Source organism: Pseudundibacterium arcticum, assembly GCF_042646465.1.
Lineage (GTDB): Bacteria > Pseudomonadota > Gammaproteobacteria > Burkholderiales > Burkholderiaceae_D > Undibacterium_A > Undibacterium_A arcticum.
The window spans coordinates 139,650-159,198 of the sequence record NZ_JBHRTP010000054.1 but is presented as its reverse complement, the minus strand read 5'-3'; the positions used below and the strand labels follow the sequence as shown (position 1 = coordinate 159,198).

The 19,549-nt window shown below is 57.4% G+C and carries 22 protein-coding genes and 3 tRNA genes; 14 read left to right on the top strand and 11 right to left on the bottom strand.

All coding sequences use genetic code 11. From position 1 onward, the window contains the following. Positions 1-11: 11 nt before the first annotated feature. The 11 genes from ACFOFO_RS17240 (at position 12) to ACFOFO_RS17190 (ending at position 8,890) form a co-directional block, all read left to right on the top strand. Complete coding sequence (locus tag ACFOFO_RS17240; protein WP_390332145.1) at positions 12-2,984, top strand: formate dehydrogenase subunit alpha; 2,973 nt, start codon at positions 12-14, stop codon at positions 2,982-2,984. 52 nt (positions 2,985-3,036) lie between these two features. Beyond that, complete coding sequence (gene fdh3B / locus ACFOFO_RS17235; RefSeq protein WP_390325584.1) at positions 3,037-3,666, top strand: formate dehydrogenase FDH3 subunit beta; 630 nt, start codon at positions 3,037-3,039, stop codon at positions 3,664-3,666. After that, entirely contained in the window at positions 3,663-3,923 is a 261-nt protein-coding gene (locus ACFOFO_RS17230) for a hypothetical protein (protein ID WP_390325582.1), read from the top strand. The genes fdh3B and ACFOFO_RS17230 overlap by 4 nt, the downstream gene beginning before the upstream one ends. A gap of 22 nt (positions 3,924-3,945) precedes the next feature. Continuing rightward, positions 3,946-5,160, top strand: a complete 1,215-nt coding sequence (locus ACFOFO_RS17225; protein ID WP_390332142.1) for a formate dehydrogenase subunit gamma — start codon at positions 3,946-3,948, stop codon at positions 5,158-5,160. Between the two features lie 18 nt (positions 5,161-5,178). Beyond that, positions 5,179-5,538: a hypothetical protein gene (locus ACFOFO_RS17220; RefSeq protein ID WP_390325579.1), complete on the top strand. Its 360-nt coding sequence runs from the start codon at positions 5,179-5,181 to the stop codon at positions 5,536-5,538. A gap of 27 nt (positions 5,539-5,565) precedes the next feature. Further along, on the top strand, positions 5,566-6,084 hold the full coding sequence (locus ACFOFO_RS17215; RefSeq protein ID WP_390325577.1) for a superoxide dismutase family protein: 519 nt from the start codon (positions 5,566-5,568) through the stop codon (positions 6,082-6,084). A 9-nt stretch (positions 6,085-6,093) separates the two neighbouring features. Next, positions 6,094-6,939, top strand: coding sequence for a formate dehydrogenase accessory sulfurtransferase FdhD (locus tag ACFOFO_RS17210; protein ID WP_390325575.1), 846 nt, complete (start codon positions 6,094-6,096; stop codon positions 6,937-6,939). 89 nt (positions 6,940-7,028) lie between these two features. Further along, positions 7,029-8,423 carry a glutamate--tRNA ligase gene (gene gltX / locus ACFOFO_RS17205; protein ID WP_390325573.1) on the top strand — a complete coding sequence of 465 codons (1,395 nt, stop codon included), beginning with the start codon at positions 7,029-7,031 and terminating at the stop codon, positions 8,421-8,423. 59 nt (positions 8,424-8,482) lie between these two features. Beyond that, a tRNA-Ala gene (locus ACFOFO_RS17200) sits at positions 8,483-8,558 on the top strand. A gap of 75 nt (positions 8,559-8,633) precedes the next feature. Next, a tRNA-Glu gene (locus tag ACFOFO_RS17195) sits at positions 8,634-8,709 on the top strand. Positions 8,710-8,814: 105 nt separating this feature from the next. After that, positions 8,815-8,890: transfer RNA gene (locus tag ACFOFO_RS17190), tRNA-Glu, on the top strand. A 67-nt stretch (positions 8,891-8,957) separates the two neighbouring features. Here ACFOFO_RS17190 and ACFOFO_RS17185 read toward each other — a convergent pair. Continuing rightward, on the bottom strand, positions 8,958-9,122 hold the full coding sequence (locus ACFOFO_RS17185; protein ID WP_390325571.1) for a hypothetical protein: 165 nt from the start codon (positions 9,120-9,122) through the stop codon (positions 8,958-8,960). Between ACFOFO_RS17185 and earP (ACFOFO_RS17180) the strand changes: the two genes are divergently transcribed. Beyond that, positions 9,112-9,333, top strand: a complete 222-nt coding sequence (gene earP, locus ACFOFO_RS17180) for an elongation factor P maturation arginine rhamnosyltransferase EarP (RefSeq protein WP_390325568.1) — start codon at positions 9,112-9,114, stop codon at positions 9,331-9,333. The genes ACFOFO_RS17185 and earP (ACFOFO_RS17180) overlap by 11 nt on opposite strands. A gap of 2 nt (positions 9,334-9,335) precedes the next feature. On the opposite strand, the gene ACFOFO_RS17175 is transcribed toward earP (ACFOFO_RS17180), so the two are convergent. Then, positions 9,336-9,911, bottom strand: a complete 576-nt coding sequence (locus ACFOFO_RS17175; RefSeq protein WP_390325567.1) for an elongation factor P — start codon at positions 9,909-9,911, stop codon at positions 9,336-9,338. A 139-nt stretch (positions 9,912-10,050) separates the two neighbouring features. Next, the gene (gene earP, locus ACFOFO_RS17170; RefSeq protein WP_390328158.1) at positions 10,051-11,220 is read right to left on the bottom strand and encodes an elongation factor P maturation arginine rhamnosyltransferase EarP; all 1,170 of its coding nucleotides are present in this window, start codon (positions 11,218-11,220) and stop codon (positions 10,051-10,053) included. Between the two features lie 121 nt (positions 11,221-11,341). On the opposite strand from earP (ACFOFO_RS17170), the gene ACFOFO_RS17165 reads away from it, so the two are divergent. After that, entirely contained in the window at positions 11,342-11,533 is a 192-nt protein-coding gene (locus ACFOFO_RS17165) for a hypothetical protein (RefSeq protein WP_390325565.1), read from the top strand. Positions 11,534-11,746: 213 nt separating this feature from the next. Here the strand turns inward: ACFOFO_RS17165 and cydX are convergent, their stop codons facing one another. The 5 genes from cydX to ACFOFO_RS17140 are packed head-to-tail and all read right to left on the bottom strand — an operon-like array spanning position 11,747 to position 15,582. Next, complete coding sequence (gene cydX / locus ACFOFO_RS17160; RefSeq protein ID WP_390325564.1) at positions 11,747-11,923, bottom strand: cytochrome bd-I oxidase subunit CydX; 177 nt, start codon at positions 11,921-11,923, stop codon at positions 11,747-11,749. Between the two features lie 8 nt (positions 11,924-11,931). Further along, positions 11,932-13,074: a cytochrome d ubiquinol oxidase subunit II gene (cydB, locus tag ACFOFO_RS17155; protein ID WP_390332140.1), complete on the bottom strand. Its 1,143-nt coding sequence runs from the start codon at positions 13,072-13,074 to the stop codon at positions 11,932-11,934. A gap of 16 nt (positions 13,075-13,090) precedes the next feature. Continuing rightward, positions 13,091-14,701: a cytochrome ubiquinol oxidase subunit I gene (locus ACFOFO_RS17150; RefSeq protein ID WP_390325562.1), complete on the bottom strand. Its 1,611-nt coding sequence runs from the start codon at positions 14,699-14,701 to the stop codon at positions 13,091-13,093. Next, positions 14,685-14,960 carry a cytochrome oxidase putative small subunit CydP gene (gene cydP / locus ACFOFO_RS17145; RefSeq protein WP_390325560.1) on the bottom strand — a complete coding sequence of 92 codons (276 nt, stop codon included), beginning with the start codon at positions 14,958-14,960 and terminating at the stop codon, positions 14,685-14,687. The genes ACFOFO_RS17150 and cydP overlap by 17 nt, the downstream gene beginning before the upstream one ends. Before the next feature lie 4 nt (positions 14,961-14,964). Then, positions 14,965-15,582, bottom strand: a complete 618-nt coding sequence (locus ACFOFO_RS17140; protein WP_390325559.1) for a GbsR/MarR family transcriptional regulator — start codon at positions 15,580-15,582, stop codon at positions 14,965-14,967. Positions 15,583-15,825: 243 nt separating this feature from the next. Between ACFOFO_RS17140 and ACFOFO_RS17135 the strand changes: the two genes are divergently transcribed. Further along, the gene (locus tag ACFOFO_RS17135) at positions 15,826-16,179 is read left to right on the top strand and encodes a hypothetical protein (protein WP_390325557.1); all 354 of its coding nucleotides are present in this window, start codon (positions 15,826-15,828) and stop codon (positions 16,177-16,179) included. A 253-nt stretch (positions 16,180-16,432) separates the two neighbouring features. Here the strand turns inward: ACFOFO_RS17135 and ACFOFO_RS17130 are convergent, their stop codons facing one another. From ACFOFO_RS17130 to ACFOFO_RS17120, 3 genes are all read right to left on the bottom strand, one after another. After that, entirely contained in the window at positions 16,433-17,491 is a 1,059-nt protein-coding gene (locus ACFOFO_RS17130) for a DMT family transporter (protein ID WP_390332138.1), read from the bottom strand. 138 nt (positions 17,492-17,629) lie between these two features. Next, positions 17,630-17,941: a 2Fe-2S iron-sulfur cluster-binding protein gene (locus ACFOFO_RS17125; protein ID WP_390325554.1), complete on the bottom strand. Its 312-nt coding sequence runs from the start codon at positions 17,939-17,941 to the stop codon at positions 17,630-17,632. Between the two features lie 529 nt (positions 17,942-18,470). Continuing rightward, entirely contained in the window at positions 18,471-19,502 is a 1,032-nt protein-coding gene (locus ACFOFO_RS17120; protein WP_390325552.1) for an NADP-dependent oxidoreductase, read from the bottom strand. Between the last annotated feature and the right edge of the window lie 47 nt (positions 19,503-19,549).

Below are 19,549 nucleotides of genomic sequence, written 5' to 3'. Positions count from 1 at the left end.
AGGTGACAACCATGCTGTTGACTCGCAAGGGTGACGCTGGACGGCGTTCTCCTAGTGGTTCTGCTTCCCATCTTTCCAATAGCCTTGCCGACAGCCTGTCGCGCGCTTTGCCGACGATGGACCGGCGCGCATTCCTGAAGCGCTCCGGCATCGGGGTTGGCGCCGGAATCGCGGCGGCGCAACTGGGATTGATCCGGCGGGCGAAGGCAGCCGATGGCAATCAGCCCGCCGCCAGCAAGATCCAGGTCCGGCGCACGGTTTGCACCCATTGTTCAGTTGGCTGCGCAATCGATGCGGTCGTCGAGAACGGGGTCTGGGTTCGGCAGGAACCAGTGTTCGATTCGCCGCTCAACCTGGGCGCGCATTGTGCCAAGGGTGCCGCCGTCCGCGAGCATGGCCATGGCGATTACCGCCTGAAATACCCGATGAAGCTGGTCAACGGCAAGTATCAGCGCATCAGCTGGGATACGGCACTCACCGAGATTTCCGCCAAATTATTGGACATCAAAAAAACCAGTGGTCCGGATTCTGTGTTCTGGGTCGGTTCGTCCAAACACAACAATGAACAAGCCGCGCTGTTGCGCAAGTTCGTCTCGTTCTTCGGCTCCAATAACTGCGATCACCAGGCGCGCATCTGCCACTCGACCACGGTGGCCGGCGTAGCCAATACCTGGGGTTATGGCGCGATGACCAACAGCTACAACGATATTCAGAACGCGAAGGCGGCGATGTTTATCGGCTCGAATGCTGCGGAAGCGCATCCGGTATCGATGCTGCACATTCTGCACGCGAAGGAAACCGGCTGCAAGATGATCGTCGTGGATCCGCGCTACACGCGCACGGCGGCCAAATCCGATCACTACATCCGTATCCGATCGGGTGCCGACATCCCTTTCCTGTACGGCATGCTGTACCACATCTTCAAGAATGGCTGGGAAGACCAGAAGTACATCAATGACCGCGTCTACGGCATGGACAAGGTCCGCGAAGAGGTAATGACGTGGACGCCGGACAAGGTCGAAGAGGCTTGCGGCGTGCCGGAAGCGGAAGTCTACAAGGCGGCCGAAACGCTGGCGAAAAACCGGCCGTCCACGGTGATTTGGTGCATGGGGCAAACCCAGCACAGCATCGGCAATGCGATCGTGCGCGCGTCGTGCATCCTGCAGCTGGCTTTGGGTAATGTCGGCAAGTCCGGCGGCGGCACCAACATTTTCCGCGGCCACGACAATGTGCAAGGCGCGACCGACGTTGGCCCGAATCCGGATTCCCTGCCTGGTTACTATGGCCTGGCGACCGGGGCCTGGAAGCACTGGTGTGCGGTGTGGGGTGTCGATTACGAATGGGTCAAGAAACAGTTCGCGTCGCAGGAAATGATGGAGAAATCCGGCACGACGGTGTCGCGCTGGGTCGATGCCGTGCTCGAAAAGCCTGAGCTGATCGACCAGGACAACAACGTCAAGGCGATGTTGTTCTGGGGCCATGCGCCCAATTCGCAGACGCGCGGTCTGGACATGAAGAAGGCGTTCGACAAACTCGATCTGCTGGTCGTGATCGACCCGTATCCTTCGGCCACCGCAGCGATGGCGGCGATGCAGGTCGACGGCCAGCAGCTCAATCCGAACCGGGTGGTTTACTTGCTGCCGGCCGCCACGCAATTCGAGACCTCCGGTTCCGTCACCGCGTCGAATCGTTCGTTGCAGTGGCGCGAGAAGGTGATCGAGCCGCTGTTTGAATCGCGCACCGATCAGATGATCATGTATCAGCTGGCGCAAAAGCTCGGCTTCGGCAAGGAGCTGGTCGCCAAGATCAAACTGGTGCCGGGCAAGGGCGGCATGATGGAACCCGAGCCGGAATCGATGCTGGAAGAGATCAATCGTGGCACCTTCACCATCGGCTACTCAGGCCAGTCGCCGCAGCGCCTGAAGGCGCACATGCGCAACATGCACCTGTTCGACGTCAAGACGCTGCGCTGCGCCGGCGGCAAGGATAAAGTGTCCGGTTATGACATGACCGGTGACTACTTCGGCTTGCCTTGGCCCTGCTACGGTACGCCCGAATTGAAACACCCGGGCTCGGCTAATTTGTACGATACCTCGGTGCATGTGATGGACGGCGGCGGCAATTTCCGCGCCAACTTCGGGGTCGAGAAAGATGGCGTCAATCTGCTGGCGGAGGATGGATCCCATTCGAAGGGCGCCGACATCACCACCGGCTATCCGGAATTCGATCATGTGCTGATGAAAAAGCTCGGCTGGTGGGATGAACTGACCGATGCCGAGAAAAAGGCCGCCGAAGGCAAGAACTGGAAGACCGATCTGTCGGGCGGCATCATCCGTGTGGTGATGAAAAATCATGGCTGCCATCCGTTTGGCAATGCCAAGGCCCGTGCCGTCGTGTGGAATTTCCCCGACCCGGTGCCGCTGCATCGCGAGCCGCTGTATGGCACCCGTCCCGACCTGGTCGCCAAATACCCGACCCACGATGACAAGAAGACATTCTGGCGCATGCCGACCCTGTACAAGTCGCTGCAGCAGAAGAACGTCGAAGCCAAACTGTACGAAAAATTCCCGATCATCCTGACCTCCGGACGGCTGGTGGAATTCGAAGGCGGCGGCGAAGAAACGCGCTCGAATCCCTGGCTGGCCGAGCTGCAGCAGGAAAATTTCGTCGAAATCAATCCGAAGGCGGCCGCCGATCGCGGCATCCGCGATGGCGAGTACTGCATCGTGTCGACCCCGACCGGGGCGCGCATCAAGGTCAAGGCGCTGGTCACGCCGCGCGTGGGCGTCGATACGGCGTTCATTCCGTTCCATTTTTCAGGCTGGTGGCAGGGCCGCGACCTGAAGGAGTATTACCCGGAAGGTGCGGCGCCGATCGTGCGCGGCGAGGCCGTCAATACCGCGACGACCTATGGCTACGATTCGGTGACGATGATGCAGGAAACCAAGACCACGATCTGCAATATCGAACGGATCGTCGCCTGACCATCGTACTAGGCAAAGCAGCGGCAACGCAATTTGTTGAGGGGACAAACAAATGGCAAGGATGAAATTCATTTGCGACGCGGAGCGCTGCATCGAATGCAATGCGTGCGTTACCGCCTGCAAGAACGAGCACGAGGTTCCGTGGGGCGTGAACCGGCGCCGCGTGGTCACGATCAATGACGGTGTGGTGGGGCAGGAAAAATCGATCTCGGTAGCCTGCATGCACTGTTCCGACGCGCCATGCATGGCGGTCTGCCCGGTTGATTGCTTCTATCGCACCGACGAAGGTGTGGTGCTGCATGACAAGGATATTTGCATCGGTTGCGGTTATTGTTCATATGCCTGTCCGTTCGGTGCGCCGCAATTCCCGTCGAACGGCACGTTTGGGCTGCGCGGCAAGATGGACAAATGCACCTTCTGTGCCGGTGGCCCGGAGCCCGATGGCTCGCCGGTGGAATTTGAGAAATACGGTCGTAATCGGCTGGCCGAAGGGAAACTGCCGCTGTGTGCAGAAATGTGTTCCACCAAGGCGCTGCTCGGCGGCGATGGCGATGTCATCTCCGAGATTTTCCGCAACCGCGTGGTGCGGCGCGGCAAGGGCAGTGAGGTCTGGGGTTGGGGCACCGCTTACGGCAAGGCGCCACACCCGGATGCCCAGGCACCGACGGAGCAAAAATCATGAAGCGACCTTTATCGATCGCTGGCGCGGCGCTGTTTGTGCTGCCGCTGCTGCCGCTGCTGGCACTGCTCATGCTGGCCGGTTGCGGTGAAAAAGACCAGTCGATAGTCGCTTCCGGTCACAAGACCGATGGCAAACCATGGCAAGGCGCGCAGGATCCCTACGTCGCTGCTGGCTGGACTCCGGGCGACAAAGCCAGATGGGAGACCCAGTTGCGCACGCGGGCCCAATCGCAAAACGAGTACAACCGGGTCAACTGACTGCCGCGCGAGAGGAGTGGACATGAAAAAGTGGATTGGCGGTCTTGCCCTCGGCGTATCGCTCGGTGCGCTGATGACATTGGCGGCCGATGTCGCGCTGGCACAATATGATGACGCGGCCAAGTCGGCTGCCGTCAATCCTGCACCACCAACAGCACAACCAGCCCCGGCCACAACCCAAGATAGCCAGCCTGCCCAAGCGTCGCAGCCGCTGCAGTCGATCGAATCGATCGACATCCTGAAGCAGAATCAGGCCGAGCGCACCAGGGACCAGCCGGGCAACCTGGCGCCGACTTACCGCATCATCAAGCAGGGCGGCAAGAATTATTCCAGCCTGCCGGCGCTCGAGGCAGGTGTACTGATTCAGCCCAAAGCCCAGTTTCCAGGACAGCCGCACGCGACCACTGCAGGGGAGGCCTGGCGCAATTATCGCAACGGTCCGCTGACGCATATCGGGGGCTGGCTGTTGATCGCCGCAGCGCTTGGCGTGATTGCGATGTATCTGATTGTCGGCCCCCTACGAATGAAACAGGGGCCGGTTGGTCGCTTGATAGAACGCTTTACCTCATTCGAGCGCACCGTCCATTGGACCACGGCGATCAGCTTTGTAGTTCTGGCCGTATCCGGGCTGACCATGCTGTTTGGCAAATACGTGATGATGCCGCTATTCGGTCATGGCTTGTTCGGCTGGCTGGCCTATGCCTGCAAGAATCTGCACAATTTCGTCGGGCCGATTTTTGCGGTCGCGATCGTGGTGACTTTCATTACCTTCGTCAAGGACAACTTCCCGCAAGCGGCGGACCTGAAATGGCTGCTCAAGCTCGGCGGCCTGTTCAACAAGACACACGTCAGCGCCGGCCGCTTCAATGCTGGCGAGAAGCTCTGGTTCTGGGGTGGCTTGACGCTGCTCGGGCTGATCGTCAGCGGCTCGGGCCTGGTGCTGGACTTATTGGTTCCCGGTCTGGATTACACCCGCGGCAACCTGCAAATTGCGAGCGTCATCCACATCGTCGGCACGGTGTTGCTGATCACTGCGGCGTTCGGCCACATCTATATGGGGACGATAGGCGTGGAGGGCGCATTCGATGCGATGGCCACCGGTCTTGTCGACGACGAATGGGCCCGGGAGCATCACGATCTCTGGTATCAGGATATCGAGAGCGGCAAGGTGCCGCGGGTGAGGACCGCAGAGGGCGCAGCGAATGCGAATGATGCAACTGGCCCGGCTCGAGCTTGAGTGCGGCGTGAGGATCCGATGAAAAAATTTCCAGCGATTGTGACGTGTCTGCCGGCGGGCCTGTTGCTCGGCTTGTTGGCGATCGGGCAGGCTACGGCAAAACTGCCGCCGCCGAGCGATGAAGCCAAAGCCAAGGCCGCCGAAACCAAAGCCAAATCTGCCTGGTCCGACAAGGTCGCGGCGTACCAACTGTGTCTGGTCCAGGACAAGACCGCCGCTGGCTATTTGAAGGCGACCGGCAAATCGGCCAGCGCTGCCGAAGGTATTTCTCCCTGCGCCGATCCCGGTCCCTATGTGTCTGCAAGCGCCGTGAGCACAGTGACTAGCACAGCGGCGCCAGCAATGCCGGCGCCACAATCGATTGCAAAGAAACCCTGATAAATTACCGATTTGAGAGATTTGCAAATGAAAAACAAACTTGTTGGCTTAGCGGTCTTGAGCGTATTGGCGGGATGTGCGTCGATGGGACCGGCCGGCGAATCCGCCACCGCTCAATTGATGCCGCGCAGCGGTAGTCAGGCCGAGGGCAACGTAAGCTTCCGTCAGCAAGGTGACAGGGTGGCAGTAACCGTCGACGTGAGCGGTCTGAAACCCGATGCCGAGCACGGCTTCCACATCCACGAGAAGGGCGATTGCAGCGCGCCCGACGGCACCAGCGCCGGCGGCCATTTCAATCCGTCCGCCAAGCCGCACGGCCAATACGCGACGGCCGAACATCATGCCGGCGATCTACCCAGCCTGAAAGCCGATGCCAACGGTCGTGCCAGCGCCACATTTGAAGTCAGCGGCCCTACCGTCAGCGCCGGAGCGGCCAGCATAGTCGGCCGTGGCTTGATCGTGCATCGCGATCCGGACGATTTCAAAACGCAGCCGACCGGCAATTCCGGTGCGCGTATCGCGTGCGGTGTGATCGTCAAGAGCTGATCTCCGGCCATGGGCTATCATCCGCAACTCAGCAAAAGCGCGGTACCGCTTACCACCGAAGTGGAGGCGATCGACGAGCGCGGCCGCTTGTCGACTATCGCGATCCCAGCCGAACGCCCGTTGACGGTCTATCTCGACAAGCGCGAGCTGGTCACGTTGATGACGCTCGGCGGTGCGCCGGAAGCGCTGACCTTGGGTTATCTGCGCAATCAGCGCTTTGTCGCGACGCTCGATGAGATCGCCGCTATCCAGGTGGACTGGGAGGTGGAATCGGTCGCCGTCACCACGCGCAACGGCGTCGACCGGATCGAAGAGCGTACCTCCAGACGCATCGTCACCACCGGTTGCGGTCAGGGCTCGGTATTCGGCGGGCTGATGGACGACGTCGATAGCATCGTGCTGCCGGACGCTGCGCGGCTAACGCAATCGACCCTGTACCGCATCGTCGACACGATTCGCCTCCAGCAGTCAATCTACAAGCAGGCCGGCTCGGTGCACGGCTGTGCGCTGTTTTCAGCTAATGGCGAGATGCTGTATTTTGTCGAGGATGTGGGTCGTCACAATGCGGTCGATGCGATTGCCGGCAAAATGTGGCTCGACGAAATCGACGGCGCAGACAAGGTGTTCTATACCACCGGGCGCCTGACGTCGGAAATGGTCATCAAGGGTGCGCAGATGGGTATTCCGTTCCTGCTGTCGCGCTCCGGCACGACGCAAATGGGACATGCGGTGGCCCAAAAGCTGAACATGTCGCTGCTGGCGCGCTGTACCGGCAAGCATTTTCTGTTGTTGACCGGCAAGGAAAGACTGGTATTCGAGCCGCAGTTGCTGGATGACCGATTGCGGGTCGCCTAATTCGCGCACTGCCATCGACGCAGTCAACGCGGTAAAATGGCGTTTTTATCTATAACGGCTTTGGATATCCAAGGCTGTTTTTCTTTGCCATGACCGTCCGCACCCGTTTTGCCCCAAGTCCCACCGGCTATCTTCATGTTGGCGGCGCCCGTACCGCGCTGTTTTCCTGGGCCTATGCCCGCCATTTCGGCGGCACTTTTATTCTACGAATCGAGGATACCGATCTGGATCGGTCGACGCCGGCAGCGGTGCAGGCGATCATCGATGGCATGCAATGGCTGGGCATGCATCACGACGAGGGACCGTTCTACCAGATGCAGCGGACGGATCGGTACCGCGAAGTGATTGGCCAGATGCTGGCGGCCGGCACCGCATACCACTGTTATTCCTCGCCGGCAGAAGTCGAAGTGATGCGCGAGCAGCAGCGCGCCGCCGGCGAGAAGCCGCGTTATGACGGCACCTGGCGCCCCGCGCCAGGCAAGGTATTGCCGCCGATTCCTGAAGGCCGCAAGCCGGTCGTGCGTTTCAAAAATCCGCTCGATGGCGAAGTCAGCTGGGACGACGTAGTCAAAGGCACCATTACGATTGCCAATCGCGAGCTGGACGACCTGGTGATTGCCCGACCCGACGGCACGCCGACTTACAACTTCTGCGTCGTGGTCGATGACTGGGACATGCGCATCACTCACGTGATCCGCGGCGACGATCACGTCAACAACACGCCGCGGCAGATCAACATTCTGCAGGCACTAGGCGCACCATTGCCGTTGTATGGGCACTTGCCGATGATACTCGGCACTGATGGCGAGAAACTGTCCAAGCGCCACGGCGCGGTCAGCGTGATGGACTATCCGGCCCAGGGATATTTGCCGGAGGCGATGCTCAATTATCTGGCCCGTCTCGGTTGGGGACACGGTGACGACGAGCTGTTTTCAATGGAGCAGTTCTGCGCGTGGTTCGACCTCGGTCATCTGTCGAAGTCGCCAGCCCAGTTCAATCCGGAAAAGCTGGCCTGGGTCAACAACCACTATATCAAACAGGCAGATAACAACCGCCTGGCAGCATTGGCGCGGCCGCTGATGGAAAAAGAAGGTGCGCAGTTTGACGGCGCCCCCGATCTGGCCGCGGTCATTGGCCTGATGAAAGAGCGTGCGAATACCGTCAATGAACTGGCCGCCGCCGCGATGCTGTTCTACCGCCAACCGGCACCCGACGCGACACTGCTGGCACAGCATCTGACGGATGCGATCAAGCCGGCGCTCGCCGACTATGCCGAGCGCTGCCAGTCGGTCGAATGGAAGAAGGATGCACTGACGCCGATGCTGAAAGAAGTGCTGGCCGCGCACCAACTGAAGATGCCGCAGATGGCGATGCCGCTGCGTTTGATCATCACCGGACAATTGCAAACACCATCGATTGACGCGGTGCTGGAATTGTTCGGTCGCGATACGGTTTTGGCGCGCCTGGCAAAATATCTTGGATAAATTCAAAAAGCGCATTTACAGGAAGCAAAAATCTTTGCTATAATTTCGCTTCTGCACTGGGGGGTATAGCTCAGCTGGGAGAGCGCTTGCATGGCATGCAAGAGGTCAGCGGTTCGATCCCGCTTACCTCCACCAGCACCACAGCAGTTCAACGTGGTTTAGCAGAAAATCTGTAGGTTCGCTGTAGGCTAGTAGTTTGGACAGAACAATGTCCCCATCGTCTAGAGGCCTAGGACATCACCCTTTCACGGTGAGTACACGAGTTCGAATCTCGTTGGGGACGCCAGATTTATAAAGCCCTGATTGATTTAATCAGGGCTTTTTATTCCGGCTTACAAGGTATGCAAGGCATCAACAGTACCTGCGTGTACTTGTAGCACGGACAGTTTCTGTCCCCATCGTCTAGAGGCCTAGGACATCACCCTTTCACGGTGAGTACACGAGTTCGAATCTCGTTGGGGACGCCAATACTAAACGCCACGCTTTTGCGTGGCGTTTTTTTATGTGTGCTCGAAATCGGTCGGTATTGCTTATTCAGAGCGGCACATGCCAATGATTTTTGCCATCCATCTCCGACGCTCCCGGCACAATCAGGCCGGCGTATCGATACCGGCCGTGACCTGCAAGGCGCGACAAGCAGTTCGCCCCAACATACCACTCTTGTTTGTGCGGCCGATGAAATGAAATAATGGATTCCATGGCCGGTCCTCAAACGCTCGCCCTGTTCTGCAGCGTCGCCGATAACTATGGCGATATAGGTGTTTGCTGGCGCCTGACGTTTCAGTCGGATGTAGGGGTGATAGTGGGGTATGTTCGACACCTGGCGCCGTGGTCCGGAACCGGTGTTTTTCCGGCAGATGGGCGAAAAAAAACGCTGCGGAAAATCGGCAGCGTTTTTAGTCACAGGTGAAATTAGTTGCGTACTATTTTTTTGTATTCGTTGGTACGCGTATCAATTTCAATCATGTCATCTTGGCTGACAAACAGTGGCACTTGAACTGTGTGGCGATGCGCTTCGATTGCATTTTCAATCTTGGCTTCTTTCAATACGTTGCCCGAAGTATTGCCCTTCACTGCAGGTTCCGAGTAAACAATTTGGCGAACGATCGTCGTTGGCAGTTCAACGGAAATTGCTTTGCCGTCGTAAAAAACAGCTTCGCACTCCATGCCATCTTTCAGGTAGTTCAGCGCATCACCCAGGTTCTCGCCTTCAATTTCATACTGTTCGTAGTCGGTGTCCATGAACACATACAGCGGATCAGCGAAATAAGAATAAGTCACAGCTTTTTTATCGAGAACAACCACATCGAACTTGTCGTCGCCACGGAAAACGTTTTCCTGAGGACTATTTGTCAAAAGATTTTTCATCTTCCACTTATAGGTGAAGCCCGTGCGGCTCGAGCCATTGACATCAGAGCGCAAGATGATCATAGGCTTGCTGTCGACCATAATAATGTTGCCAACACGAATTTCTTTTGCAGGTTTCATAGCGAATATACGTAAAGAAGTAGGTTACATAAAAATCATCTGTAGCCTACTGGCAAAAAGCACCGCAAGCCAACGTTTGATTGAATTTTAAAATGCGTTAAAAATTAGCCGTATATTTTAACCCATTTTTGAATATCCCTTACCGAACTGTTTCGGCAAACTTCAGTAAATTGGATGCCAAGTCGCCATTTGCCAACAACTGGCGCTGCCAATCCATGGACATGATGGCAATTTTTTGCATATCGGCTTCAAGCAGTGGCCATATCGCGGCCCAATCAACTGCTGTTTTCGTGGCAGCATTCCAGCCTAAAGAGAATTCGATCAAGCTCTCTGTTTTTGCTGCATAGCACTGCAAAAATGCGTTCAATTTAAGATGATGCAAGTCTTTGTCTTGTGGGTAGATATGCCAGATAAAAGGTTTGCCCGCCCACTGTGCGCGGACGAAGGAGTCTTCTCCCCGCACAAAATTGAGATCGCATGCCCATAACAGTTTGTCGTAGTCAGGCTGGGGAATAAAGGGCAGCACACGCACGGTTAATGCATCGCGGGTTGCTGTTGCTCCCGCCTTCGCAGCTTGCCCTGTACCACCTATAAATGCTTGCACTGCATCGACAGCAATACCTTCTGGCACCAGGCAGATAATCGCTGTGTCACTGCTTTGCCATGCATGAAATAATGCCGAAACCGGTGCCTGCGGATAGCAAAACAAGGAGACCTTCAGGAATGCCATCTCTGCTGGCGTGACGCCAAATTGCCCGAGAAAAGCTGCCATTGCAGCTTGATCATGTTGAAATGTCTGGCGCTGTTGTTGCAATCCAGATTCGAGCAGCAGACCGCCAGTTTTGCTGGTAAAGCCAGGAAAGAAAAAATACTTTGTCAAAGACAGCGATGGATGAGGCGACGATAATGTATGGCAACCCTCCACCCATGCTTCCGCGCTAAGGCCTTCCAGATTCAGCCACACTGGATGAGGTGTACGCTCTGCCATCGCCGCAATATACGCAGGCGGTATGTCACAGGCAAAAAACTCAATCACGATATCGGCCACATCACTGGCCGCAAACACGCCGTTTTGATCGCGCCAATAGCGCACCGTCACAGTACCGATCTGTTGTGCCTCGCGGTCGATAGCGACTTCTGGACAAATCCGCTGAAAACTCTGCAAATCGTCCACCCACAAGGTGACGGCGATGCCATGTTCCTGCTCCAGTTGCCGTGCCAAACGCCAGCAAATCCCAATGTCGCCATAGTTATCAACGACTTTGCAAAACAATGCCAGCGATGTTGTTTGATGCTCTTTCGGATGCATTTTTTGGTGGTTCAAGATTCAAATTTCAACAGTAATCGACGCTTTTTTATTGCCCGGCGGCTTTGCATTCGACAGTGTAATGTAATCATGCCGTCCGCCGTATGACACTGAACGATGAAAGATGACTAATGAGCGCGACCTGATTGTCAATCTGACGCTGGCGGTAATCGATTTGGCAGGGGCCGTGGCGCAAATAGCGGAAACCATGCCGGAGCACACCAAGGCGCAAATAAACGATTCACTGTTCGTCGAACAGGGCGACAAGATCGAGATCGATACCCGCACCGGCGAATACAAAAGCCGCAGCAAGTAAAAAAGTCAGTCAGGCGATTGCCTGCACCGTCGCAAAAAACGCCGCAGAATGATTTGAGGCGTTTTTTTCGTGGTATTGAAGTGCTGCGGGATGATTTTGCAGAAAAAATATACTGGGCGGTGTATTAAAATATAGCGCAATAAATGCGTGGACCTTATTACATGTTTTGCCATATACTCCCGCGAATTTTGCGATTTCAGCGCATCATTTGGCCTACTTGCCGCGCTCCCGGTCGTCGCGCAGGCCGGCGTCGCGCGCGGTCTCAAAACTTTCGCGCGTCTTGTCCTCGTCGCGTTCACCGAACGCGTAGTTGGCTTCCAGCCACATCACGTTAATGATACCGAAGGCCAGCGCCAGCCCGATTCCCAAAATCCAGTTGAAATACCACATGGCTGCTCCTAATAGCTTGAATGCTCGTTCTCATTGATATGTTGCTCGGTCACCTTGCCGCGCACCACGCGATAAACCCAGGTGGTATACAGCATGATGATCGGCAAGAACACGACCACCACCCAGAACATGATCGCCAGACTCTTATGGCTCGCAACTGCGTCCCAGGCGGTCAGGCTGCTGTTCGGCTCCAGCGACGACGGCATCACGAATGGAAACATTGACACGCCGGCGGTCAGGATCACGCCGGCAACTGCCGTGCCGCTGGCCAAAAACGCGGCCAATGCACGCTGCAGCGCGCTGAACAATATGCACAGCAGCGCGCCGCCGATGGCCAGTAGCGGCAGCACCCAGGTCAGTGGCCAGCGATGATAATTGTCGAGCCAGGCGCCGCTGACTCTCTCGACCGTCTTGGCGACCGGCATGAAGGCCGAATTGCTATCGGGCATGGTCACGATGCGGTAGCCGTCGATGCCGATCGCGACCCACAGCCCGGCCAAAATGAAAGCGACGACTAGCAGCAGCGCGGCACCGGTCGCGGCCTTGCGCGCACGCCCGGCCAGCACGCCTTCCGTTTTGACTTGCAGGAAGGCGGCGCCATGCATCACCAGCATCGCGACGCTGACTACCCCAGCCAACAGGCCGAAAGGATTGAGTAAGCCGAAGAAATTGCCGGTGTACTCCATCCGCATCGTGTTGTCGTAATGGAAGGGTACGCCCAGCAGCAGGTTGCCGAACGCGACGCCGAAGATCAAGGGCGGCACGAAACCGCCGACAAACAGGCCCCAGTCCCAGGCGCTGCGCCAGCGCGGATCGGCGATCTTGCCGCGATAGTCGAAACCGACCGGCCGGAAAAACAATGCGAACAGCACCAGCATCAACGCGATGTAAAAGCCGGAAAACGCCGCTGCATACACCAGCGGCCATGCCGCGAACATCGCGCCGCCGGCGGTGATGAACCAGGTCTGGTTGCCTTCCCAGGTCGGGCCAATCGAATTGATGATGATGCGGCGTTCGATGTCGCTCTTGCCCAAAAATGGCAGCAAGGTACCGACACCGAAGTCGAAGCCGTCAGTCAGTGCGAAGCCGATCAGCAGCACGCCGACAAAGCACCACCAGATTACTTTCAGGGTTTCATAGTCGAAGATCATCGCGGCTCCTGGATCCTTAAACGGCGGCAGGCGGGATGGCAGCGCCAGCCCCTGCAATGGCGGTGGCGGATGGTTGCGGCAGCTCGCCGTGATATTTGCCGGTATGCAGGCTGGCTGGGCCTTGGCGCGCATATTTAAACATCAGCATCATCTCGATCACGAACAGCAGCGTGTAAAAGCCCATGAAACCGGCCAGGCTGAAATACAGGCTCGACGGCTGCAAAGTGGAAGCCGACAGATGGGTTGGCAGCACGCCCGCAATGGTCCACGGCTGGCGACCGTATTCCGCCACCACCCAGCCGACCTCGATCGCGACCCACGGCAGCGGGATGGAAAACAGCGCCAGCTTCAGCAGCCAGCGTTGCTGCGCGAGTTTTTTGCAGATCAGGAAATAGAATGCCGCGCTGAAGATGAACAGAAACAGCAGCCCCAGCCCGACCATGACCCGAAAGCCCCAGAACATCGGCCAGATTTGCGGCACGCTATCATTGACTGCCAGCGCGATCTGCTCGGGCGTTGCATCGACCACGTTGGGCGCGTATTTCTTCAGCAGCAGGCCATGGCCGAGATCGACTTTGAGTTGATCGAACGCTGCGCGCGCCGCGGGTGACTTGTCGCCCGATTTCAGTCGCAGCAATGCCGCATAGGCCAACATGCCGTTGCGGATGCGGACCTCATGCATCTTCTTCAGGTCCTTGATGCCGGTGATCTCCTTGTCGGTCGAACGGGTCCCGATCAGCCCCAACAGATACGGGATCTTGATCGCATAATCGGTACGCTGCTTGGCCTCGTTCGGCAGTCCGACCACGGTGATGCCGGCCGGCGCCGGCTCGGTTTCCCATTCGGCCTCGATCGCGGCCAGCTTGACCTTGTTCACCTCGCCGGCGGTGTAGCCGGATTCGTCGCCCAGCACGATCACCGACAGCGTCGACGCCAGTCCGAAGGCGGCCGCCACCGCGAACGAGCGCAGCGCAAACGCGGTGTCGCGCGCCTTCAGCAAGTAATAGGAAGAGATCCCGAGCACGAACATCGACGCCGCCACATAGCCGGCCGCGACCGTATGCACAAATTTCACCTGCGCCACCGGATTGAAGATCACGTCCTGGATGCTGGTCAGCTCCATGCGCATCGTTTCAAAATTGAATTCGGCGCCGACCGGATTGTTCATCCAGCCGTTCGCGATCAGAATCCACACTGCCGACAGGCTGGAGCCGAGCGCGACCAGGAAGGTGACTGTCAGATGCTGCACGCGCGACAGCCGCTGCCAGCCGAAAAAAAACAGGCCGACGAAGGTCGACTCGAGGAAGAAGGCCATGATGCCCTCAAGCGCCAATGGCGTACCGAAGATATCACCGACGTAATGCGAGTAATAGGCCCAGTTGGTGCCGAACTGGAACTCCAGCGTGATGCCGGTGGTGATCCCCATCGCAAAATTGATGCCGAACAGCTTGCCCCAGAACTTGGTCATGTCGCGATAGATTTCGCGCCCGGTCATCACATAGACCGACTCCATGATGACCAGGATCCACGCCAGACCGAGCGTGAGCGGCACAAACAGGAAGTGAAACATCGCGGTGGCAGCGAACTGCAGGCGCGACAGACTGACAACTTCATCGATGGGTATCATCGTGAGCCTTTGGAGTGGAAGAGGAAATGGGTGCTGCGGCCTTCGGCGTTGCCGCGATGGCGGGCGGCGTCAGCAAATGCTGTTCGACCTGCGGCGTCGGCATCCGCATCTTTTTGGTCTGCGGCGTCGAGAAGAACGCATGCCACAACAGGATCAGAATCAGGATCTTGATTAGCAGCGCCAGCGCGATTTCAAGCGCCAGCGGTAGTCGCGTGAAATGCGGGTAGTGCAGATGGCGTGGCAACCGGATTGAGGCCATCCGTTCACTCCGGTTTGTCAGCATCGTCCAGCGGGATCTTGTTTGTCGCGGCTGGCATCGCGCCCGCGTCGGCAGCCTTGCCGAAACGGAATTTCTCCCGCACATCCAGCAATTTTTTGACGGTAGCCCCCATTTTCATCAAGGATGTCAGGGTTTCCGGCGACAGACGTTGCACATCGTCAAACCATGAGCTCGACAATTCGATTAGGTCGTACATTTCGCGCATCCGTCGCTGCGCCACGCGGTCCACCTCGGTGGTCGCAGTTTCCAGCAGCGCGTCGCGCAGCATCGACAACGTCGGCTCAACTTCACGGCGGCGACGCTCTTCCAGCAGTGTCTTGAAAATATCCCAGATATCCTTCGGCGGCTCAAAATATTCGCGCCGGTCGCCCGGCTGGTGCAACAGCTTGACCAGCCGCCACGATTGCAATTCCTTGAGCCCCATGCTGACGTTCGAGCGCGAGAACGACAGGTGCTCGGCGATTTCATCGGCATTGAGCGGCTTGTTCAGTACATATAACAACGCGTAAATTTGCCCGACCGTGCGGTTGATGCCCCAGCGGCTGCCCATTTCGCCGAAGTGCAGGATGAAGCGCTGGGTGAGCGGGGTGAGGGTGTCCATATTGTTGTGTTTCTTTGCTGGAATTATTGAATTTTCAGGAATTACTGAAATTATAGGATATAAGAGAAAATCTGGCTCGTTTTTTCTCCGTGACGTCGCCGCCTCGCGGACATTTTGTGCATCCGCACAGTGAGCTTCCTTTGATCCCCCGTCGGGGAACCCCGATTTGCTCCGGGATGTCGAACGCCACTACGCTAATCAATGCATGGTGTTCAATTCCTTTAATGAAAAAGGAGCGCGTTCATGAAATCCCTTGTGACTTGCACGTCGATCGGCAGTTTGTTGCTGGTCGGATCAACTGCACTGGCCGCCACAGGCACGCCCGACCGGCCGATGCATGCGCGGCAGACATCGGTCGTCACGACCCATGTAGCACAACCGACAGTGCACGGTCCATCGACTACCGGGCAGCCAAACCAGAGCTGCGGCAGTGCGGCGGCTCCTAATACACCAGGCAATACCGCTACGGCGCCCGGATCGGCTTTCAATCCGAGCGGGACGGCAGGAACGGTATATGCCGGACAACAACCGCAGAATTCAGTCAATATTGCCAGCGTTTCGCAATACGACGTCGCTTGCGCCCATCAGCGCAGGTGATGAGGGTCACGCAGATCGAGTCTGAGGGCGTGGTAGTGAATGCGGTTCAAAGGTGCGTATTCGCACCGCTGATCCGCATTCCAAAGCAGCCTCTTATCCTCATCTCAAACCAACTGGCCCTTCGCAGTCGAAGCAGCCATTTCACTGTCGTAGCCTTCATCCAGCTGGAAAATAGCGAAAAGGGCCGAACGGCTGGCGTTGGTCTTACCCACGAACCGACATTCACAGACTGTTGTGCGCCAATAGCAAACGATCAATGCTTATGGGGATGGCGATGATGTATATCCGGGTAATGCGGATGCGTATGCCTGAGCGCTTGGTGGCGGTGCGGGTGCACATGCGGCTCCTTGTCATCCCACTCGAAATCATGCTCGTGATGGTGATGCGCGTCATGGTTGTGCGCATGGGTGTGAGACATGGGTTCATGCTGATGCTCATGTTCGTGCGTTTCGGTCAGGTGCAGCCAGATGCCGGCGCCCATCAGCGTTGCTGCGACCCAAAAGACGGTGCCCGGATTTTCGCCCAGCATTAGCAATGAAATCGCTGCGCCGACAAAAGGCGCAGCCGAGAAATACGCGCCGGTTCGCGCTGTGCCGAGATGCTGAAGCGCCAGTACGAACATCACGAGACTGAGGCCGTAGCCGCAAAAACCAATGACGCCGGCTGCCAATACCATACGCAATTCCGGCAGCGAAAAACCGAGTGCCAGGGCGATCGTCAGATTGACCGAACCCGCGACTAGCCCCTTGAGGCCGGCGATCTGCACTGCATCGCTGGCCGAGATCCTGCGTGTCAGGTTGTTGTCGATGGCCCAGCACAGGCAGGCGCCAACGATGGCCAAGGCGCCCCATGGCATGCCGAGCACCGGAATTTGTTCCCACGACAACAGCACGCCGGCAAGCACGATGAGCGCCATGCCGGCAAAAATGCGGCGGTCGAAATTTTCCTTGAACACAAACCATGCAAGCATGGCGGTCAACACGCCCTCCATGTTGAGCAACAGCGAGGCGGACGATGCCGGAGTGAGCGTCAGTCCGAGCATCAGCAACACCGGGCCGGCGATACCACCTGTGGCAATCGCGCCGGCCAGCCACGGCAAATCCGGCGCGGTAAGGTGCGCAGTGTCGGTCTGCTGGCCATTCGGTTTCATGGTGCGTACGATGAACCACGCCAGCAAGCCCAAGCCGCTGCCGAGGTACAACAATCCGGCCAGCGTAACCGGGGCGATTTCGCCGACCAGCGTTTTCGAAAACGGCGTGCCGGCGCCGAACAATACGGCCGCCGCCAGCGCATAGATAACGCCACGATGCATCGAATTTCTCCACCTCGGTAACATCTCGGTAACATCTTAGAATATACCGTATCAGTGCGACGTCATCTAGAAAGTGTCCGTCAAACGTGCGCCGGTAGTGATCGGCGGTCGGTCAAGTTTGCAGTCAGGATTGGCGAGTCATGTCGGACTTCGGCGTCGTGTTGCGCCGGGGACATCGATGATGACGTCCGATTGTGGATAGGCGACGCACGGCAGAATGTAGCCGTCGGCTTTTTCTTCGGCGCTGAGGCCGGGCCATTCGATGACGTATTTGACTTGGCCGCTGATCAGGCGGCACATGCAGGTGCGGCAGGTGCCATTGCGGCAGGAGCTGGGTAAGGTGATGTCGGCAAATTGGGCCACTTCGAGCAGGGACAGAGAATCCTGAGCTTCAAAATCCCAGCCTTTGGGTTCAATCTTGACTGAAAAATGGGTGTTCATGTCGCCCATAGTTTCGTTTTTGGCGGCGCTTTGGCATTGAATGAAGCCGCCGGCACATCGGCGAGACTGATGGCCACGGCAATCGATATAACAGTTACGCGGCAAATGATTTTCATGTTGTTTCCAACAAGGTCGGTGGGGTTGCCAAGCGCAACATTTTATCAAGCGCCGATCGATTTTGATTGTTGGCTGGTTGCACTTCGTGGGCACTGGCCGGGGGTGGCCCGGCGGCCACTCACTTTTCTTTGCTTCGCCAAAGAAAAGTAAGCAAAGAAAGGCGACCGCGCAGACGCTGCCCTTCGGGTTCCCGTCTGTGCGCCAAGCAAAGCGGGAAATGAAAACAACTCGCTGCGCTCAGACATTTTTCATTTCTGATCCGCTTTGCTTGGCGCACAGACGGCAGCGTCTCAAGCGGAACTTCAAGCGCAACGGCAACGGCAACTGCAAAACCAGCGGGCTAGAAACTTGTCGTCCAAATAAAAACCGCCATTCCAGAGCATACCGGAATGGCGGTTTTTCAAGGACTTTGAAATGGAGACTATTCGTCGGCCACCTTCAGCACCAGCTTGCCGAAATTTTTTCCTTCGAACAGCATCAATAACGCATCCGGGAAATTCTCCAGACCTTCGACGATATCTTCCCGTGTCTTGAAAGTGCCTTGCTGCATCCACTTGACTATTTCGGCTGCGCCGATATGGTAGCGGTCAGCGTAGTCGAATACCACGATGCCTTCCATCCGGGCGCGGTTGACCAGTAACGACAGGTAGTTGGCCGGACCCTTGACCGGGGTCGTGTTGTTGTACTGCGAGATGGCGCCGCAGATGATGATGCGGGCTTTCAGGTTGATCTTGGTGAGGACAGTATCGAGGATTTCGCCGCCGACGTTGTCGAAATAGATGTCGACGCCGTCCGGGCAGTGCTGTTTCAGGCCTTCTTTCAGTGTGCCGGCCTTGTAGTCGATGCAGGCGTCGAAGCCAAGTTCGTTGACGACGAAATCGCTTTTTTCCTTGCCGCCGGCAATGCCGACCACGCGGCAGCCCTTGTGTTTGGCGACTTGGCCGACGCTCTGGCCGACCGCGCCGGCAGCGCCGGACACGACGACGGTTTCGCCGGCTTTCGGCTGGCCGACTTCGAGCAGGCCGAAGTAGGCGGTCATTCCGGGCATGCCGAGCGCGTTCAGGTATTTGGGCAGCGGCGCGGCTTTGGGATCGACTTTGTAGAACCCCGCGGTCTTGTCGGCGGCGGCGCCGACCCAGTATTGCTGGACGCCGATGCCGCCGGACACGATATCGCCGATGGCGAATTTGGGTGACTTCGATGCGATCACGCGACCGATACCGCCGGCGCGCATGATTTCACCGATCGCAACCGGACGGATATAGGACTTGCCTTCATTCATCCAACCGCGCATTGCGGGGTCGAGCGACAGGTACAGGGCTTTGACCAGGATCTCGCCATCGGCCAGCTCGCGCACTGGCGCGGAGATGAAGTTCCAGTCGCTCGGCTTTGGCATGCCGACTGGGCGGGCGGCCAGTTGAAATTGCTGATTGATCAGCACGCTTGTCGTCATGTCTTTCTCCGGTGAGTAATGGCAAGGAGGGCACTATAGCGCAATTT